We start from the raw sequence: 15,738 nt of genomic DNA, 5'->3' as shown, positions 1-15,738 counted from the left end.
GCACGGAATTCAGCGGTCGTCAGCCCATGCTGCCCCGCGTCACGATGCTTCCAGCAGCCGCAAGGATCGCGCATTGGCACGCATTCTCCTCCTCCTGCCGCGATGTGCCCACCATGCATGAGGCGCGGGTGGTGACGGTGCCGATGGCGGCGCCCGAGGATGTCTCCGGCGTGGCGCAACTGCTCGATGCGGGCCTGGTGGAGGCCGGCGAGGTGGTGGCGCTGATCGCGCAGACCGAGGGCGATGGCCATGCTCGCGGCTATGCCGCGCTGGCGCTGCAACTGCTTTTCGCCGAACGACTCGGCCTGACGCGGGAGGCGGTCTTCGAACGCATCCCCATGCTGATGATCGGCGGCACGGCGGGGCTGATGAGCCCGCATATCACCCTGTTCCTGAAGCGGCCAGGCGCGGCGATGGCTGGCGGCGACAAGCGCCTGGCGATCGGCGTGGCCAGCACCCGCGCCTTGCTGGCGGAGGAATACGGCACGCCGGTGCAGGCGCAGCTGGTGGCGGAGGCCGTGCGCAGCGCGATGCGGGACGCCGGCATCACGGAGATCGATGACGTCGCCTGCGTCGAGATGAAATGCCCGCAGATGACGGCGGCCCGCGCGGCGGAGGCCGCGGCGCGCGGCCAGGCGCCGGTGCATCCGCATGCCGGCACCGCCTCCGCCTTCAGCCGCGGCGCCTCCGCGCTCGGTTGTGCCATCGCGCTGGGCGAGGTGCCGGAGGAGGCGGTGACGCAGGCGGCCATCGCCGCCGGGCCGGAGCTGTTCACCACGCGCGGCTCCGCCTCCTCCGGCAATGAGCAGGTGGCGGTGCGCGTCGTGGTCATCGGCAATGCAGTTGGCGCGCCCGGCGGATTCCGCGCGGGGCGCAGCGTGATGGCGCATCAACTGGATCTGGCGGGCGCGCGCGCCGCCTTCCGCGACGCCGGGTTGCGGCTGGAGGAAGGCGTGGTGGTGCCGGCGGACCGACCCCGCGTCGCCGCCGTCTTCGTCAATGCCGGCGCCGATGCGCGGCCGGACTGGGAAGGCCGCCGGCACACGCTGCTCTCCGACCTGCTGGCCGGGTATTCGGGCCATGTGGCCAAGGCGGTGGCGCATGCCGCCATCGCCGCCATCGCGCAGGAAACGCGCGTGCTGGCCAATGCGGGCGCGGAGCACCAGGGCGCGCCCGGTTCGAACCTGGTCTGCGTCATCGCGGGACCCGCGGCATGAGCGCCGCGACGCGCCGCCGGCTGCGCGAGGCGCTGAGCCCGCTGCTGTTCGTGCTGGCGCTGCTGCTGGCCTGGGAGGCCGCGACGCGGACCTTGGGCATCTCCAAGTTCGTCGTGCCCAAGCCGTCCGAGATCCTACCCATCCTCACGGACCGCGGCGCGGAGATCTGGCCGCATGCGTTGCAGACGCTGGCGACGACGCTCTCCGGCTTCGCCGTCGGTGTCACGTTGGGATTCGTGCTCGGCGTCGCGCTCGGTGCCTCCCGCCGCTTCTACGGCATGGTCTTCCCGACGCTGATCGGGGTGAACAGCATCCCCAAGGTCGCCATCGTGCCGCTGCTGGTGCTGTGGTCGGGGATCGGCACGGTGCCGGCCGTCATCACCTCCGCCGTCATCGTGGTCTTTCCCATCGCCGTCATCGTCTCCGCCAGCATCGCGGCGATGGATGCGGAGCTGGCCGATGTGCTGCGCTCGCTCGGCGCCAGCCGGCTTCTGGCGCTGGCGAAGGTGGGCATTCCGCAGGCCATGCCGGCCTTCTTCGGCGCGCTGAAGGTCGCCATCACGCTGTCCTTCATCGGGTCCATCCTGGCGGAGTCGGTCGCTGCCAATCGCGGCCTTGGCTACATGATGAACCGCGCCGCCTCCGACTTCGATGTCGAGATGGTCTTCGGCGGGCTGCTGACGCTGGCCGCCATGGGCATCGCGCTCTACCTCGCCTCGCTGCTTCTGGAACGGCGCCTGGTCGGCTGGGCCGACCGGCGCGGATGACGGCCATGCCCCCTGCTTCGCCCCCCTCTGCTTCGCCCCGATCCGAGGAGCCTCCCCCCATGCAGATCACCCGTGCCACGCTGCTGCGCGGCGCCGCCGCCGCGCTCGCCGGCCTCGCCGCCCCGCGCATCGCGACGGCGCAGCCGCTGGAACGCCTGCCGCTGACGCTGAACTGGAAGCTGCAGGGCCTGCACGGCGCCTTCTTCCTCGCCGTCGATCGCGGCTTCTTCCGCGCGGAGGGGCTGAACCCGGATATCGTGGCCGGCGATGGCAGCGCCAATGTCGTGAACCGCCTGGCCGGCGGCGCCTGGCAGATCGGGCTCGGCGACATCGCCTCCCTCGTGCGCTTCAACATGCAGAATCCCGAGAAGCGGGTGAAGGCGATCTACAACCAGACGCCGGCGGATCTCGCGGTGGTGGCGCTGCGCGGACGTGGCATCACCAGGCCCGAGGATCTGCGCGGCAAGCTGATCGGCGCCCCGGTCGGCGATACCGCCTACAAGATGTTCCCCGCCTTCAGCGCCGCCACCGGCGTGCCCGCCAGCGCGCTGCGCTGGGAACACATGGCCCCCAATATCCGCGAGGCGATGCTGATGCAGGGCCGCGTCGATGCCATCACGGCCAATGAGGGCACGGCGCTGTTCAACCTGAAGGCGGCCGGCGTGAAGGTGGAGGACATGGTCTTCCTGCGCTACGGCGATTTCGGCGTGAACATCGTCAATATCGGCATGATGGCGAACGAGTCCTTCCTGCGCGAGAAGCCGGAGACCGTGCGCCGCGTGATCCGCGCCGTGCATCGCGGCTATGCCGCCGCCATCGCGGAGCCCGCCGCCGCGCTGGACAGCCTGATGCGCCGCGACCCGCTGCTGAACCGCGCGATCGAGGCGGAGCGGTTGATGTACAGCATCGAGCGCATGGTCGATCAGCCCGATGTGCGCGAGGGTGGCCTGGGCTTCTATGCCGAGGCGAGCGTGCAGCGCTCCATCGGCGTCATCGCCGCCGCGGAATCCCTGACCGCGACGCTCGCGGCCGGCGACATGATGGACAATGCCTATCTGCCGCCGGCGTCGGAACGCCGTCTGCCTGCCGTGGGGCGCGTCTGAGGCGTGGCCGCGCCGCGCCCCTTCGTCGAGTTCGACCGCGTCAGCCTGACCTATGGCGAGGGCGAGTCGGCGACCGCCGCGCTGGACGCGACGACCCTCTCGATCGAGCAGGGCGAATTCATCGCGGTGGTGGGCCCCAGCGGCTGCGGCAAGTCCTCCCTGCTCAAGCTGGTCTCCGGCCTGCTGCGGGCCAGCGGCGGCAATGTGGTGGTGGCCGGGCAGGAAGTGACCGCGCCGATCAAGATCGTCGGCATGGCCTTCCAGAACCCCAACCTGCTGCCCTGGCGCAGCACCTTACGCAATGTGCTGCTGCCGGCCGAAATCGTGCAGCCGCACCGGGCGCAGTACCGCCGCGACAAGCGCCCCTATGTCGAACGCGCGCGCGGCCTGCTGCGCACCGTGGGGCTGGAGGGCTTCGAGGAGAAGCTGCCCTGGCAACTCTCGGGCGGCATGCAGCAACGCACCAGCCTCTGCCGCGCCCTGATGCACGAACCCGAATTGCTGCTGCTCGACGAACCCTTCGGCGCGCTGGATGCCTTCACGCGGGAGGAGCTCTGGGCGGTGCTGCAGGCGCTGTGGATGCAGCGGCGCTTTACCGTGGTGCTGGTGACGCACGACCTGCGGGAGGCGCTGTACCTCGCCGATACAATCTATGTGATGAGCGCACGGCCCGGCCGCATCCTGCTGCGCCGCCGCTTCGACCTGCCGCGTCCGCGCAGCCTGGAGTCCACCTACGATCCGCGCTTCGTCGCCGCCCTGGCCGAGCTGCGCAGCCATATCGCCGAGGCGCGGACGCCCGTGCCCGCCTTCACATGAGCGCCGTCATCGAGGCCGCGCGCGCCGCCCCGCTGCCCCGCCCGCAGCCGGCGCCACGCCGCCGGCGGCGGCGCGCGATCGGCGCCGTGCTGGTGCCGCTCGGCTTCGCCCTTTTCGTGCTAGCGCTGTGGGAGGCGGTGGTGCGGATCGCGGCGCTGCCGCCCTATATCCTGCCGGCGCCGAGCAATTTCATCGCGGTACTGGTCGCGCGGCATGCGCCGATCCTGCAGATGGCGGCACAGACCGCGAAGGCCACGCTGCTGGGCTTCGCCATCGGCGTCTCGGTCGGCCTGGTGCTGGGCGGCGTCATCGGCTCCTCCCGCGCGATATACCGCACCGTCTATCCGGCGCTGATCGGCTTCCACACCATCCCCTCCGTCGCGCTGATCCCGCTGTTCGTCGTATGGTTCGGTGCGGGGCCGCATATCGCGGTGCTGACGGCGGTGGTGGTCTGCTTCTTCCCGGTCACCGTCATCGTCGCGACCGCGATCTCCACCTCGGCGCCGGAGCTGGACGACGTGCTGCGCTCGCTGGGTGCCACGCGCAGCGACGTGCTGTTCAAGGTGGCCTTTCCGCGCGCCATGCCGCAGTTCTTCGGCTCCATCAAGCTCGCCATCACCGGCGCCTTCATCGGCACCATCGTGGCGGAGACGATCGCGGCCAATTCCGGCATCGGCTACGTGATGGTGGTCGCCACCAACAGCATGGACGGCGCGCTGGCCTTTGCCGCGCTCAGCGTGCTCGCGCTGATGGGTGTCACGCTCTACGCGCTGTCGCTGCTGATCGAGAAGCGGCTCACCGGCTGGGCCTATCGGGGACGATGATTCGGATGGAGGTGAGCGATGCGCGATGATCTCGCACTGATGCCGGCCGGCGAGCTGACCGCGCTATTCGCGGCGCGCCGCGCCTCCCCGGTCGAGCATCTCGAGGCGGTGCTGGCCAATATCGCGGCCTATAACCCGGTGCTGAACGCCTTCTGCTGGCTGGATGAGGCGGCAGCGCGGCGTGATGCGCAGGCGAGCGAAGCGCGCTGGCAGCGCGGCGCGCCCTTGAGCCCGCTGGATGGCGTGACGGCGACGGTGAAGGATCTGTCGGTGACGCGCGACTGGCCGACGCGGCGCGCCTGCCACGCCATTCCCGCGGAAGGTCCGTGGCGGGAGGACAGCCCCTCCGTTGCACGGATGCGGGAGGCCGGGGCGGTGCTGGTCGGCAAGACCACGGTGCCGGAATTCGGCGCCTCCTACATCACCAAATCCACGCTGTGCGGCGTGACGCGCAATCCCTGGAATCCCGCGATGACACCGGGCGGATCCAGCGGCGGCGCCGCGGCCGCCGTGGCTGCCGGCATGGGCACCATCGCGCTGGCCTCCGACGCCGCCGGATCGATCCGCACGCCGGCCGCCATGACCGGCGTCTTCGGCCTGAAGACCAGCTTCGGCCGCGTCGCGGATTATCCCGCCTCCTATCTCGGCACGCTGGCGGTGATCGGGCCGATCACCCGCACGGTGGAGGAGGCGGCGCTGTGCATGGATGTGATCGGCCAGCCGGATCCGCACGATTCCTACGCGCTGCCGCCAGCCTCGCACAGCTTCCTGGACGGCATCGGCCGCGGCGTGGCAGGGCTGCGCATCGCCTTCAGCCCGACGCTCGGCTTCGCGGAGGTCGATCCGGAAGTCGCCGCGATCGTCGCCGCCGCGGCCAGGACGCTGGAGGCGCTGGGCGCCGAGGTGGAGCTGGTCGAGCATGTGATGGAGGATCCGGGCCCGATGCTCGGCACGCTGATGGCGGCGGGCGTCGCCAATGCCTTCCGCGTCTTCGGCTTCGGCGCGGCCGAGAAGGCGATGATGCTGCCGCGCCTGGTCGAGACCGCCGCGCGCGGCGCCGCGACGCCGGTCCTGGACTACCTGTCGGCGCGCGAGGCGCGGGAAAAGCTCGGCGCCCGCATGCGCGCCTTCCATGCGCGCTACGACCTGCTGGTGACGCCCGCCAGCGCGATTCCCAGCTGCGACGCGGATGCCGATGCACCGCGCGACCCACGCTATGCGCGCTACGCAAATCCCATGCCCTTCGGCGCCGCATTCAACCTGACGAAGCAGCCCGCAGCCTCCGTGCCGGTCGGGCTGACGCAGGCGGGTATGCCCGTCGGCCTGCAGGTGGTGGGGCCGCCGCACGGCGATGCGCTGGTGCTGCGCGCCTGCCGGGCCATCGAGGCGGCGTTGCCGTTGCCGGGCCCAAACCTCGCCGCGCTGCGCCACGCGCCCTTCGCCGCCCACCCGCCGCAGGGCCTCGCCGGCCAATTCGCCGCGCTGGCGGTGCCCGCCTGATGTCCCACCTACCCTTGCGCAGGAGTCTGCGATGCTCAGCCTGATCACCGGCCTGCATCCCGCCGGCAACCACCCGGCCGGCTGGCGCCATCCGCGCGCCTATACCGACACGCTGATGAATCTCGAGCAGATGATCGAGATCGCGCGCACCGCGGAGCGCGGCCTCTTCGACATGCTCTTCATCTCGGACGGCAATGGCGTCGCCGGCATGGAATGGCCCGAACTCTTCGAGGCGAATGCGCTGACCGGCAAGCCCGCGGTCTTCGAGCCGGTGACGGTGCTCTCGGCCATCGCCATGCATACCCAGCGCATCGGCCTGCTCGCCACCGCGACGACGACCTATGAGGAGCCCTTCACCCTGGCGCGGAAATTCGCCTCGCTGGATCACATCAGCAAGGGCCGCGCCTGCTGGAACGTGGTCACCAGCTCCAACGCCTCGGACAGCCTGAACTTCGGTAAGGACGAGCACCTGGCGCGCTACGACCGCTACGAACGCGCGCGCGAATTCGTCGAGGTCTGCAAGGGGCTTTGGGATTCCTGGGCGGAGGATGCCTTCCCGCAGGACAAGGCCAGCGGCAAGTACATCGACCTGAAGAAGGTCCGCGTGCTGAACCATGTCGGCAAGCACTTCAAGGTGCGCGGCCCGCTGAACGCGGCGCGGCCGCCGCAGGGCTATCCGGTGCTGTTCAGCGCCGGCCAGTCGGAGCCGGGACGCGAACTGGCCGCGGCGCTCTCCGACTGCATGTTCTGCGCCACGCCAACCAAGCAGCAGGCGCTGGCCTTCTACACTGACATGAAGTCGCGCCTGCCGAAATACGGCCGCCGACCGGATGAGTTGCGGATCATGCCCGGCTGCGTCGTCTATGTCGGGCGCACGGCGGCGGAGGCGGAGGAGATGTTCCGCGAGCAGCAGGCGCTGATCGATCCCATCGTCGGCGTGCGCCACCTGTCGCATTACGTGGCCATGGACCTGACGGGCTTCGACATCGACGCGCCCTTCCCGGAGCTCACCCCCGACAGCGCCGGCGGATCCAGCCGCCGCTACGCGATCAGCGAGGTCGCTCGGCGCGAGGGGCTCACCATCCGGCAGACCTATGAGCGCTTCCTGCCCTCCTTCGGCCATATCGTGATGAAGGGCGACGGCGCGCAGGTGGCCGACATGATCGAGGACTGGTACCGCGCCGGCGCCTGCGACGGCTTCAATGTGCATGTCGGCTTCCAGCCCGACGGGCTCAGCCTCTTCGTCGATCATGTGGTGCCGGAACTGCAGCGCCGCGGGCTGTTCCGAACCTCCTATCCCGGCACCACGCTGCGCGATGTGGTGGGCCTGGGGCGGCCGGAGAGCCAGTTCTTTCCCCGCGCCGCGCTGACGCCGGCCATGGTGGCGGAGTAGAACGGCGATGAGCTGGACCGTCCCCGCCGATCCCTATCCCTGGCCCTTCGACGGTGCGCTGGAGCCCGCGAATACGGCGCTGCTCGTCATCGACATGCAGACCGATTTCTGTGGTCGCGGCGGCTATGTCGATTCCATGGGCTACGACATTTCGCTGACCCGCGCGCCGATCGAGCCGATCCGCGCGGTGCTGGCGGCCATGCGCGCCGGCGGCTTTCATATCCTGCATACGCGGGAAGGGCACCGCGCCGATCTTTCGGATCTTCCCGCGAACAAGCGCTGGCGTTCGCGCCGCATCGGCGCCGGCATCGGCGACCCCGGCCCCTGCGGCCGCATCCTTGTGCGCGGCGAGCCGGGCTGGGAGATCATCCCGGAACTCGCTCCGCTGCCCGGCGAGACCATCATCGACAAGCCGGGCAAGGGATCCTTCTGCGCGACGGATCTGGAACTGATCCTGCGCTGCCGCGGCATCCGCAACCTGATCCTCACCGGCATCACCACCGATGTCTGCGTCCATACCACGATGCGGGAAGCCAATGACCGTGGCTTCGAATGCCTGCTGCTGGAGGACTGCTGCGGCGCCACGGATCTGCAGAACCACCTGGCGGCGATCCGGATGGTGAAAATGCAGGGCGGCGTCTTCGGCACCGTCAGCGATTCCCGGCGCCTGCTGGCCGCGTTCTCGAACCTTGGGGTGCGCGCGGCATGACGGTCCGCATGCACCTCGCGCTCGACCTGTCGATGACGCATCTCGATGGGCGCTGGCGCAGCCCTGGATCCTGGGTGAACAGCCTGTATCCGGACCCGGCGGTCTTCGAGGAGATCGCCCGCATCGCGGAGCGCGGCTGCATCGACATGCTGTTCTTCGGCGATGGCACCGGCATCCCGAGCACCTGGAAGGGCTCGGAGGAGGATGCGGTGCGCTGGGGCATTGGCTGGCCGCGTCAGGATATGTCGCCCTATATCGCCCTGATGGCGCGGGCGACGCGGCATATCGGCTTCGGCCTGACCTATGCCTCCACCTTCATGCATCCCTTCTATGTCGCGCGTCTTCTGAACTCGCTGGATCACGTCACGGGCGGTCGCATCGCCTTCAACGTCATCACCTCCACCCGCCGCGCCGATGCCGCCAATTACGGCTTCGATGAGCTGATGGAGCACACTGCGCGCTACGAGCGCATGGAAGAGTTCATCGATGTCTGCAAGGCGCTGTGGCGCAGCGTGGATGCCGATGCCTTCCTCTGGGATCGCGACAGCGGGATGATGGCGGACCCCGCGAAGGTGCGGCCGATCCTGCACGATGGTCGCTTCTTCAAGGTGCGCGGCCCGCTCTCCGTTGTGCCCTCGCCGCAGATCGAGCCGGTGCTGATCCAGGCCGGCGGATCGCCGCGCGGCGTGCAGGCCTCGGCGCATTTCGCCGAGCATGTCTTCGCCGCCGGTCCGCCGCTGGCGCAGAAGCAGAAGCATCGGGCCGCGCTGGATGCGGCGCTTCTGGCGAAGGGGCGCGATCCGTCCAAGGTCGGCATCCTGTTCAGCACGCCGCTGATCGTGGCCCAGACCGAGGCGGAGGCGAAGGCGCGCAAGGAGAGCCTGCTGGAGATGATCCCGCCCGATGGGGTCGGCGCCTATCTCTCGCACAATATCGGCTGGGATTTCGCCCGCCTGCCGGCGCGCTTCCGCCCGGCCGATCTGAACCGCGAGATTGCCGCGATGGGCGCCTCGCCGGTCGGCCTGCTGCACCAGCTGGTGCTGCGCTACGGCGAGACGGCGGAGATGACGCCGGCGGAGTTCTTCGAACATGGCCTGCGCGCCGCCACCGGCTATGACCGCACCTTTGCGGGCGATGCGACGCAGGTGGCGGATTACCTGGAGGCGGAATTCGACGGCGCCGGGCAGCGCGGTGGCTTCATGGTCTCCCACCCCCAGGCGACGCCGCGGGACACGCTGAACCTCGTCGATTTCCTCGTGCCGGAATTGCAGCGGCGTGGCCGGCTGCGGCGGCGCTACGAGGGCCGCACGCTGCGCGAGAACCTGCTGACATGACCCGCCTGGAGGCAAGCCGCATGCACCCTTTCCAAATCCCTCGTCGTGCGGCGCTGCTGGGTGGCGCCGGGCTGCTGCTGGGCGCGCCGGCGATGGGGCAGGAGGCGCCGCGCCGTGGCGGCACGGTGACGGTGCTGGTCACCACCGATCCACGCTTCCTGAACCCGGCGCTGCGCGGCAATTTCTCCATCACCAACCTGGCGGCCAAGATCATCGAGCCCTTGGTGGATCTGGGTCCCGATGGCGAGCCGGAGGGCCGCCTGGCCACCGCCTGGGACTCGACGCCGGATGGTCTCGCCATCACCTTCCGGCTACGTGACGGCGTGCGCTGGCATGACGGTGCGCCCTTCACCTCCGCCGATGTCCAGTTCAGCGCCCTGGAGATGTGGCGCAAGGTGCAGAACTACGGGACCATCGTCTTCCGCAACCTGGTCGCCGTGGACACGCCGGATGCCACCACGGCGATCTTCCGCTTCTCCCGCCCCATGCCGCTGCGCCAACTGCTATTTGCGGCGACGGAGCTTTCCTACGTGGCGCCGCGGCATCTGTATGAGGGCACGGATTTCTTCGCCAATCCCGCGAACCTCGCACCGGTCGGCACCGGGCCGTTCAAGTTCGTCAGCTACAGCGCGGGCCAGCACTGCATCGTCGAGCGCAACCCCAGCTACTGGCAGCCTGGCCTGCCCTATCTGGACCGCATCATCACCCGCTTCGTGCCGGATCCGGCGGCGGCGACGGCGGCGGTGGAATCGGGTGCGGTGGATATGAGCCTGTTCTCCTCCATGCCGCGCACCGACCTCGCCCGGCTGGCGCGGGAGGGGCGCTTCCGCGTCTCCGCCAAGGGAAACGAGGCGAATTCCATCGGCAATACCCTGTGCTTCAATCATCGCAAGGCGGAGCTGCAGGATGTGCGGGTGCGCCGCGCCTTCGTGCATGCGATCGACGCCAATTTCTACGTGCGCGCCTTCCTCCAGGGCCTCGGCCGGCGGGGGCTCGGCCTGCAGCCCAGCAGCAGTGCCTTCTTCGCGCCGGACCTGCCGGACTATCCCTTCGACCCGCGCCGGGCGGAGGCGCTGCTGGACGAGGCGGGCTATCGCCGCGGCGCCGGCGGGGTGCGCATGACGCTGCGCATGACCTCAACCAATGGCGATGACGCCGTGCGCTTCACCACCTTCGTGCAGCAGTCGCTTCAGCGCATCGGTGTGCGCGTGACGCTGACCGCCTATGATAGCGCGGCCTATCTGGCCAATGTCATGCGTGACTGGAATTTTGATCTCACAGCCGAGACCATTGGTTTCCGCAACGACCCGCAGATCAGCACCACGGTCTTCCTGCGCTCCGGCCAGCCGCGCGGCGTGCCCTGGAGCAACCAGTGGGGCTGGCTCGCGCCCGAGATGGATTCGCTGATCGATACGGCGGCGGAGGAGGTGGATCCGGCGCGGCGCAAGCAACTCTATCACGACCTCGGCGCGATGGTGATGCGCGACCTGCCGCTCTGGTTCGCGGTGGAGCAGACCTACACTTCGGTCGTCGTGCCGAAGATGCGCAACGACCACAACAATGCGCGCTGGACCGGCAGCCACTGGGCCGATCTGTGGATGGCCGGCTGAATGCGCATCCTGCGGCTGGCCCTGCGGCGGCTGATGCTCAGCGTCCCCTGCCTCGCCATCATCCTGGCCGGGCTCTTCTTCCTGCTGCAGCTCGCCCCCGGCGATGCGGTGGATGCGCTGATCGGGCAGATGGGCAGCAGCGACGATACGCTCAGCCGCCTGCTGCGCAGCTACTATGGGCTGGATGGCAGCGTGATGACGCAGTTCGCCGCCTATCTCGGCCGGCTGGCGAGCTTCGATCTCGGCGTCTCCATCGCCTATGGCCGCCCGGTCCTGGCGCTGATCCTGGAGCGGCTGCCGGTGACGGTGGTGCTGATGGTCTCGGCCATGACGCTCGCCTTCGTCGGCGGCTGCGTCGTGGGCGTCGTCGCCGCGCGCTACGTGCATCGCTGGCCGGATACGCTGATCTCGGTGCTCGGCATGCTGGTCTATGCCATGCCCTCCTTCTGGTTCGGGCTGATGGCGATCATGCTCTTCGCGGTCACGCTCGGTTGGCTGCCGGCCGGCGGCCTCTCGGATCTGCGCGCGGGGCATGAGGGGCTGGCGCTGCTGCTGGACATGGCCCTGCACCTGCTGCTGCCGACGCTGACCCTCGCGCTGATCTTCTTCGCCGTCTACCTGCGCGTGATGCGCACCGCGATGCTGGAGGTGATGACGCTGGACTTCATGCGCACCGCCCGCGCCAAGGGGGTGCGGGAAGGCGCCGTTCTGTTCCGCCACGCGCTGCGCAACGCGCTGCTGCCGATGGTCACCATCGCGGGGCTGCAGGCGAGCTCCATGCTGGGCGGCGCGGTGGTGGTGGAGAGCGTCTTCTCGCTGCCCGGCCTCGGGCGCCTGGCGCAGGAGGCGGTGGTGCAGCGCGACCTCAACATGATGCTGGGCATCGTCATCATGTCCGCCGTCCTCGTGGTGGTGGTGAATCTGGTCATCGACCTGATCTATGCGCGCCTCGACCCGCGCATCGATGTGGAGGGCTGAGCGATGCAGGCCGCGTTTCGCCGCTATGCCCGTTCCATCGCCGCATTGGTGGGGCTGGTTCTGCTGCTCGGCGTGATCGGCATGGCGGCGAGTGCCGACTGGCTGTTCCCGGAGGATCCGCTCTCGCTCGCCGGCGCGCCGCTGACGCCGCCCTTCACGGAGGAAGGCCTGCCGCTCGGCACCGATTCGGTCGGGCGCGACATCGCCGCGCAGATCTTCCACGGCGCCCGCGTCTCGCTGCTGGTCGGCCTGGTGGCCACGGGCATCGCGATCGGCGTGGGCATCGTGGTCGGCGCCATCTCCGGCTATTTCGGCGGCCATGTGGATGCCGCGCTGATGCGGGTGACGGAGGCCTTCCAGACGGTGCCGAGCTTCATCCTGCTGCTGATGCTGGTGGTGATCTTCGGCTCCGAGATCACCACCCTGGCGCTGGCCATCGGCGCCGTCTCCTGGACCGCGCCGGCGCGGCTGACGCGGGCGGAGTTCCTGACGCTGCGGATGCGCGATTTCGTGCTGTCCTGCCGCACCCTCGGCATGGCGCATGCGCGCATTATCTTCCGCGAGATCCTGCCGAGCGCGCTGCCGCCGGTCATCGTCTATGTCAGCGTCGTCATGGCCATCGCGATCCTCAACGAAAGCGCGCTCGCCTTCCTCGGCCTGTCGGATCCGAACATCGCCTCCTGGGGCAATCTGATCGGCGACGGGCGGCGCGTGCTGCGCGGGGCCTGGTATGTCGCGGCGCTGCCGGGGCTCGCCATCATCGTCACGGTGCTGGCCATCTCGCTGGTCGGGCAGGGGGTGAACGACCTGCTGAACCCGCGGCTGGGCCGGCGATGACGCTGCTCGAGATCCAGAACCTTTCGGTTGCCCTGCCGCGTGGCGCGGACCGGCCCTTTGCGGCGCGGGATGTCTCGCTCTCCGTCGCGGCGGGGGAAGTGCTCTGCGTGGTGGGGGAGAGTGGATCGGGCAAGTCGCTGACTGCGGCGGCGATCCTCGGCCTGCTGCCGCCTGGGGTGCGCGCCACCGCGGGGCGCATCCTCTTCGAGGGCACGGACCTGCTGCCACTGCTACTCGCGCAGTTGCGCGGCATCAGCGGCCGTCGCATCGGCATGGTGTTCCAGGACCCGATGACGGCGCTGAATCCGCTGCATACGGTGGGCGCGCAGATCGCCGAGGTCTATCGCACCCATACCACCCTCGGCCGTGCCGCGATCGCTGCCCGGGTGCAGGCGCTGCTGGAGAGCCTGCACCTGCCCGAGCCCCGGCAGATCGCCCGCGCCTATCCGCATGAACTCTCGGGCGGCCAGCGGCAGCGCTGCGTCATCGCCATGGCCATCGCGCTGGAGCCGCGTCTGCTGATCGCGGACGAGCCGACGACGGCGCTGGATGTGACGACCCAGGCGCAGATCCTCGGCCTGATCCGGGAGCTGCGCGCGCGGCGCGGCATGGGCGTGCTGTTCATCACGCATGATTTCGGCGTGGTGGCGGAGGTGGCGACGCGCATCGCGGTGATGCGGCAGGGGGAGGTGGTGGAGCAGGGCCCGGCGGAGGCCGTGCTGAACCATCCGCGCCACGCCTATACCCAGGCGCTGATCGCCGCCATGCCGGCGCTGCGGCCGCCGCCCTATCGGCCGAGCCAGGCGCCGGCGGTGCTGGAGGTGGCAGGCCTGAACAAGACCTTCCGCAAGCGTGGCCGCACGGTGCCGGCGCTGCGCGACGTCTCGCTGCGGCTGCCGCGCGGCACCACGCTCGGCATCGTGGGCGAAAGCGGCTCGGGCAAGTCCACCCTGGCGCGCTGCCTGATGAAGCTGATGACGCCGGATTCGGGGGCCATCCGCATCCTCGGCACGGATATCACGCGCATCGGCAGCGCGGCCTGGCGATCGCAGACCGGGCGGATCCAGATGGTCTTCCAGGATCCCTTCACCTCGCTCAACCCGCGTCGGCGGGCGGGAGACCTGGTGACGCAGGGGCTGGCGCTGCGCGGGGTGCGGGGGCGGGACCTGCGCGAAAGGGCCGAGGACCTGTTCCTGCTGGTGGGGCTCGACCCCGCTTCCCTGGACCGCTTCCCGCATGAATTCTCCGGCGGCCAGCGCCAGCGCATCGGCCTGGCGCGCGCCCTGGCGCTGGAGCCCGATGTGCTGGTGGCGGACGAACCCGTCTCCGCCCTCGATCTTTCGGTGCAGGCGCAGGTGCTGGACCTGCTGGCCGGGCTGCGCCGCAAGCTGGGCCTGTCGATGGTCTTCATCACCCATGACCTGCGCGTGGCGGCGCAGGTCTGCGACCGCGTCGCCATCATGCAGCGTGGGGAGGTGGTGGAGGAGGGGCCGGCGGAGACCCTGCTGACCGCGCCCAGCCACCCCTATTCGCAGGCGCTGCTCGCCGCCGTGCCCGGCCGCGGCTGGGCCGCCGGGCGCCGCGCGGCAACCCCCGACCTCGCCCGGATCGGGACCGACCATGCTGGATGAGGCCGCGCTGCTGATCGCCGAGGCGCAGGCCGGCCGCGCCGTGGTGCTCTGCGAGCAGGACGGGGCGGAGGCCGCGGGCGCGCTGGTGGTGCCCGCCGCGCATGCCAGCGCGGCCCTCATCGCCCTGATGGCGCGGGAGGCGCGGGGCCTGGTCTGCCTGGCGCTGACGCCGGAGCGGGTCCGCCAGCTCGCCCTGCCGCTGCTGCCCGCCAGCTTCGCCGCCCCGCGCCCGCGCTTCACCGTCTCGATCGAGGCGCGGGAAGGGGTTTCCACCGGCATCTCCGCCTTCGACCGCGCGCGGACCATCGCGGTCGCCATCGATGCCACGGCGGGCCCGGAGGCGCTGGTCACGCCCGGCCATGTCTTTCCCCTGGTGGCGGAGCCGGAGGGGCTGCTGGGCCGGCCGGGGCTGGTGGAGGCGGCGGTCGACCTCGGCCGGCTTTCCGGCAGCCAGGCGGCCGGGGTGCTCTGCCAGGTGCTGGACGAGGCCGGGGAGGTGGCGCGCGGCCCGGCGCTGCGCGCCTTCGCCGAGCGGCACGGCCTGGTCTGCGGCACCGTCACCGCCCTGCTGCACCACCGCCTGGCCGCCGCCCCGCTGCTGCGGCGCCTGGCGCAGACCGAGCTGCGCGACAGCGCGGGCGCGCGCTGGACGGCGATCGCCTTCGCCGAGACGGACGGCGGGGCGGAGCATCTGGCCCTGCTGCTGGGCCGGCCGGCGCCCGGCATGGCGCTGCACCTGCATCCCGGCGCGGCGCTGCCGGGGTTGCTGGCGGCCTTCCAGGCGCCACGCGGCGCGGAGGCCGGCCAGGCGGCGCCGGCGCTGGCGGCCATGGCGGCGATGCGGGAGGCGGGCAGGGGCCTGGTGCTGTGCCTGGATGCCGGCCCCGGCATCGGGCTGGTCGAGCTGCTGCGCCGCGGCGCCGCGGCCGTGGCCCGCCCGGCGGAGGCGGTGCTGGTGGCGGCGATCCTGACCGAGCTCGGCCTGGCCGCGACGCCGGCCATCGCCTGAGGCCTGGGCT

The 15,738-nt window shown here is 70.4% G+C and carries 14 protein-coding genes; all 14 read left to right on the top strand.

Annotated elements, in window-relative coordinates; genetic code table 11:
• Positions 1-44: 44 nt before the first annotated feature.
• From ACTIF1_RS13525 to ACTIF1_RS13460, 14 genes are read left to right on the top strand one after another with little or no spacing between them, the layout of a single operon-like run.
• Positions 45-1,217: a ring-opening amidohydrolase gene (locus tag ACTIF1_RS13525; protein WP_439596960.1), complete on the top strand. Its 1,173-nt coding sequence runs from the start codon at positions 45-47 to the stop codon at positions 1,215-1,217.
• A complete protein-coding gene (locus tag ACTIF1_RS13520; protein WP_439596959.1) occupies positions 1,214-1,984 on the top strand; it encodes an ABC transporter permease in 771 nt (256 codons plus the stop codon). The genes ACTIF1_RS13525 and ACTIF1_RS13520 overlap by 4 nt, the downstream gene beginning before the upstream one ends.
• Positions 1,985-2,043: 59 nt before the next feature.
• Positions 2,044-3,087: an ABC transporter substrate-binding protein gene (locus tag ACTIF1_RS13515; RefSeq protein ID WP_439596958.1), complete on the top strand. Its 1,044-nt coding sequence runs from the start codon at positions 2,044-2,046 to the stop codon at positions 3,085-3,087.
• A 3-nt stretch (positions 3,088-3,090) separates the two neighbouring features.
• On the top strand, positions 3,091-3,903 hold the full coding sequence (locus ACTIF1_RS13510; protein ID WP_439596957.1) for an ABC transporter ATP-binding protein: 813 nt from the start codon (positions 3,091-3,093) through the stop codon (positions 3,901-3,903).
• Complete coding sequence (locus ACTIF1_RS13505; RefSeq protein ID WP_439596956.1) at positions 3,900-4,727, top strand: ABC transporter permease; 828 nt, start codon at positions 3,900-3,902, stop codon at positions 4,725-4,727. The genes ACTIF1_RS13510 and ACTIF1_RS13505 overlap by 4 nt, the downstream gene beginning before the upstream one ends.
• A gap of 18 nt (positions 4,728-4,745) precedes the next feature.
• Positions 4,746-6,227 carry an amidase gene (locus ACTIF1_RS13500; protein ID WP_439596955.1) on the top strand — a complete coding sequence of 494 codons (1,482 nt, stop codon included), beginning with the start codon at positions 4,746-4,748 and terminating at the stop codon, positions 6,225-6,227.
• A 31-nt stretch (positions 6,228-6,258) separates the two neighbouring features.
• The gene (locus ACTIF1_RS13495; protein WP_439596954.1) at positions 6,259-7,620 is read left to right on the top strand and encodes an LLM class flavin-dependent oxidoreductase; all 1,362 of its coding nucleotides are present in this window, start codon (positions 6,259-6,261) and stop codon (positions 7,618-7,620) included.
• A gap of 7 nt (positions 7,621-7,627) precedes the next feature.
• Positions 7,628-8,329: a biuret amidohydrolase gene (biuH, locus tag ACTIF1_RS13490; protein ID WP_439596953.1), complete on the top strand. Its 702-nt coding sequence runs from the start codon at positions 7,628-7,630 to the stop codon at positions 8,327-8,329.
• Complete coding sequence (locus ACTIF1_RS13485) at positions 8,326-9,663, top strand: NtaA/DmoA family FMN-dependent monooxygenase (RefSeq protein ID WP_439596952.1); 1,338 nt, start codon at positions 8,326-8,328, stop codon at positions 9,661-9,663. Before biuH ends, ACTIF1_RS13485 begins: the two co-directional genes overlap by 4 nt.
• Before the next feature lie 20 nt (positions 9,664-9,683).
• Positions 9,684-11,273: an ABC transporter substrate-binding protein gene (locus tag ACTIF1_RS13480; protein ID WP_439596951.1), complete on the top strand. Its 1,590-nt coding sequence runs from the start codon at positions 9,684-9,686 to the stop codon at positions 11,271-11,273.
• Entirely contained in the window at positions 11,274-12,251 is a 978-nt protein-coding gene (locus ACTIF1_RS13475; RefSeq protein WP_439596950.1) for an ABC transporter permease, read from the top strand. It abuts the gene before it with no gap.
• Between the two features lie 3 nt (positions 12,252-12,254).
• The gene (locus ACTIF1_RS13470; RefSeq protein WP_439596949.1) at positions 12,255-13,088 is read left to right on the top strand and encodes an ABC transporter permease; all 834 of its coding nucleotides are present in this window, start codon (positions 12,255-12,257) and stop codon (positions 13,086-13,088) included.
• Positions 13,085-14,719, top strand: a complete 1,635-nt coding sequence (locus ACTIF1_RS13465) for an ABC transporter ATP-binding protein (RefSeq protein WP_439596948.1) — start codon at positions 13,085-13,087, stop codon at positions 14,717-14,719. The genes ACTIF1_RS13470 and ACTIF1_RS13465 overlap by 4 nt, the downstream gene beginning before the upstream one ends.
• The gene (locus ACTIF1_RS13460) at positions 14,709-15,728 is read left to right on the top strand and encodes a 3,4-dihydroxy-2-butanone-4-phosphate synthase (RefSeq protein WP_439596947.1); all 1,020 of its coding nucleotides are present in this window, start codon (positions 14,709-14,711) and stop codon (positions 15,726-15,728) included. Before ACTIF1_RS13465 ends, ACTIF1_RS13460 begins: the two co-directional genes overlap by 11 nt.
• Positions 15,729-15,738: the final 10 nt, after the last annotated feature.

It is taken from the genome of Falsiroseomonas sp., from assembly GCF_051860665.1.
GTDB lineage: Bacteria > Pseudomonadota > Alphaproteobacteria > Acetobacterales > Acetobacteraceae > Falsiroseomonas.
Note: the sequence above shows the minus strand (reverse complement) of the source record. Positions and strands in the feature narration are given on the sequence as shown.

Excerpts from the sequence above, each read along its gene's own strand:
- ACTIF1_RS13525 (WP_439596960.1), top strand. The coding sequence starts at position 45 with ATGCTTCCAGCAGCCGCAAGGATCGCGCATTGGCACGCATTCTCCTCC.
- ACTIF1_RS13520 (WP_439596959.1), top strand. The coding sequence starts at position 1,214 with ATGAGCGCCGCGACGCGCCGCCGGCTGCGCGAGGCGCTGAGCCCGCTG.
- ACTIF1_RS13515 (WP_439596958.1), top strand. The coding sequence starts at position 2,044 with ATGCAGATCACCCGTGCCACGCTGCTGCGCGGCGCCGCCGCCGCGCTC.
- ACTIF1_RS13505 (WP_439596956.1), top strand. The coding sequence starts at position 3,900 with ATGAGCGCCGTCATCGAGGCCGCGCGCGCCGCCCCGCTGCCCCGCCCG.
- ACTIF1_RS13500 (WP_439596955.1), top strand. The coding sequence starts at position 4,746 with ATGCGCGATGATCTCGCACTGATGCCGGCCGGCGAGCTGACCGCGCTA.
- ACTIF1_RS13495 (WP_439596954.1), top strand. The coding sequence starts at position 6,259 with ATGCTCAGCCTGATCACCGGCCTGCATCCCGCCGGCAACCACCCGGCC.
- biuH (WP_439596953.1), top strand. The coding sequence starts at position 7,628 with ATGAGCTGGACCGTCCCCGCCGATCCCTATCCCTGGCCCTTCGACGGT.
- ACTIF1_RS13485 (WP_439596952.1), top strand. The coding sequence starts at position 8,326 with ATGACGGTCCGCATGCACCTCGCGCTCGACCTGTCGATGACGCATCTC.
- ACTIF1_RS13480 (WP_439596951.1), top strand. The coding sequence starts at position 9,684 with ATGCACCCTTTCCAAATCCCTCGTCGTGCGGCGCTGCTGGGTGGCGCC.
- ACTIF1_RS13475 (WP_439596950.1), top strand. The coding sequence starts at position 11,274 with ATGCGCATCCTGCGGCTGGCCCTGCGGCGGCTGATGCTCAGCGTCCCC.
- ACTIF1_RS13470 (WP_439596949.1), top strand. The coding sequence starts at position 12,255 with ATGCAGGCCGCGTTTCGCCGCTATGCCCGTTCCATCGCCGCATTGGTG.
- ACTIF1_RS13465 (WP_439596948.1), top strand. The coding sequence starts at position 13,085 with ATGACGCTGCTCGAGATCCAGAACCTTTCGGTTGCCCTGCCGCGTGGC.
- ACTIF1_RS13460 (WP_439596947.1), top strand. The coding sequence starts at position 14,709 with ATGCTGGATGAGGCCGCGCTGCTGATCGCCGAGGCGCAGGCCGGCCGC.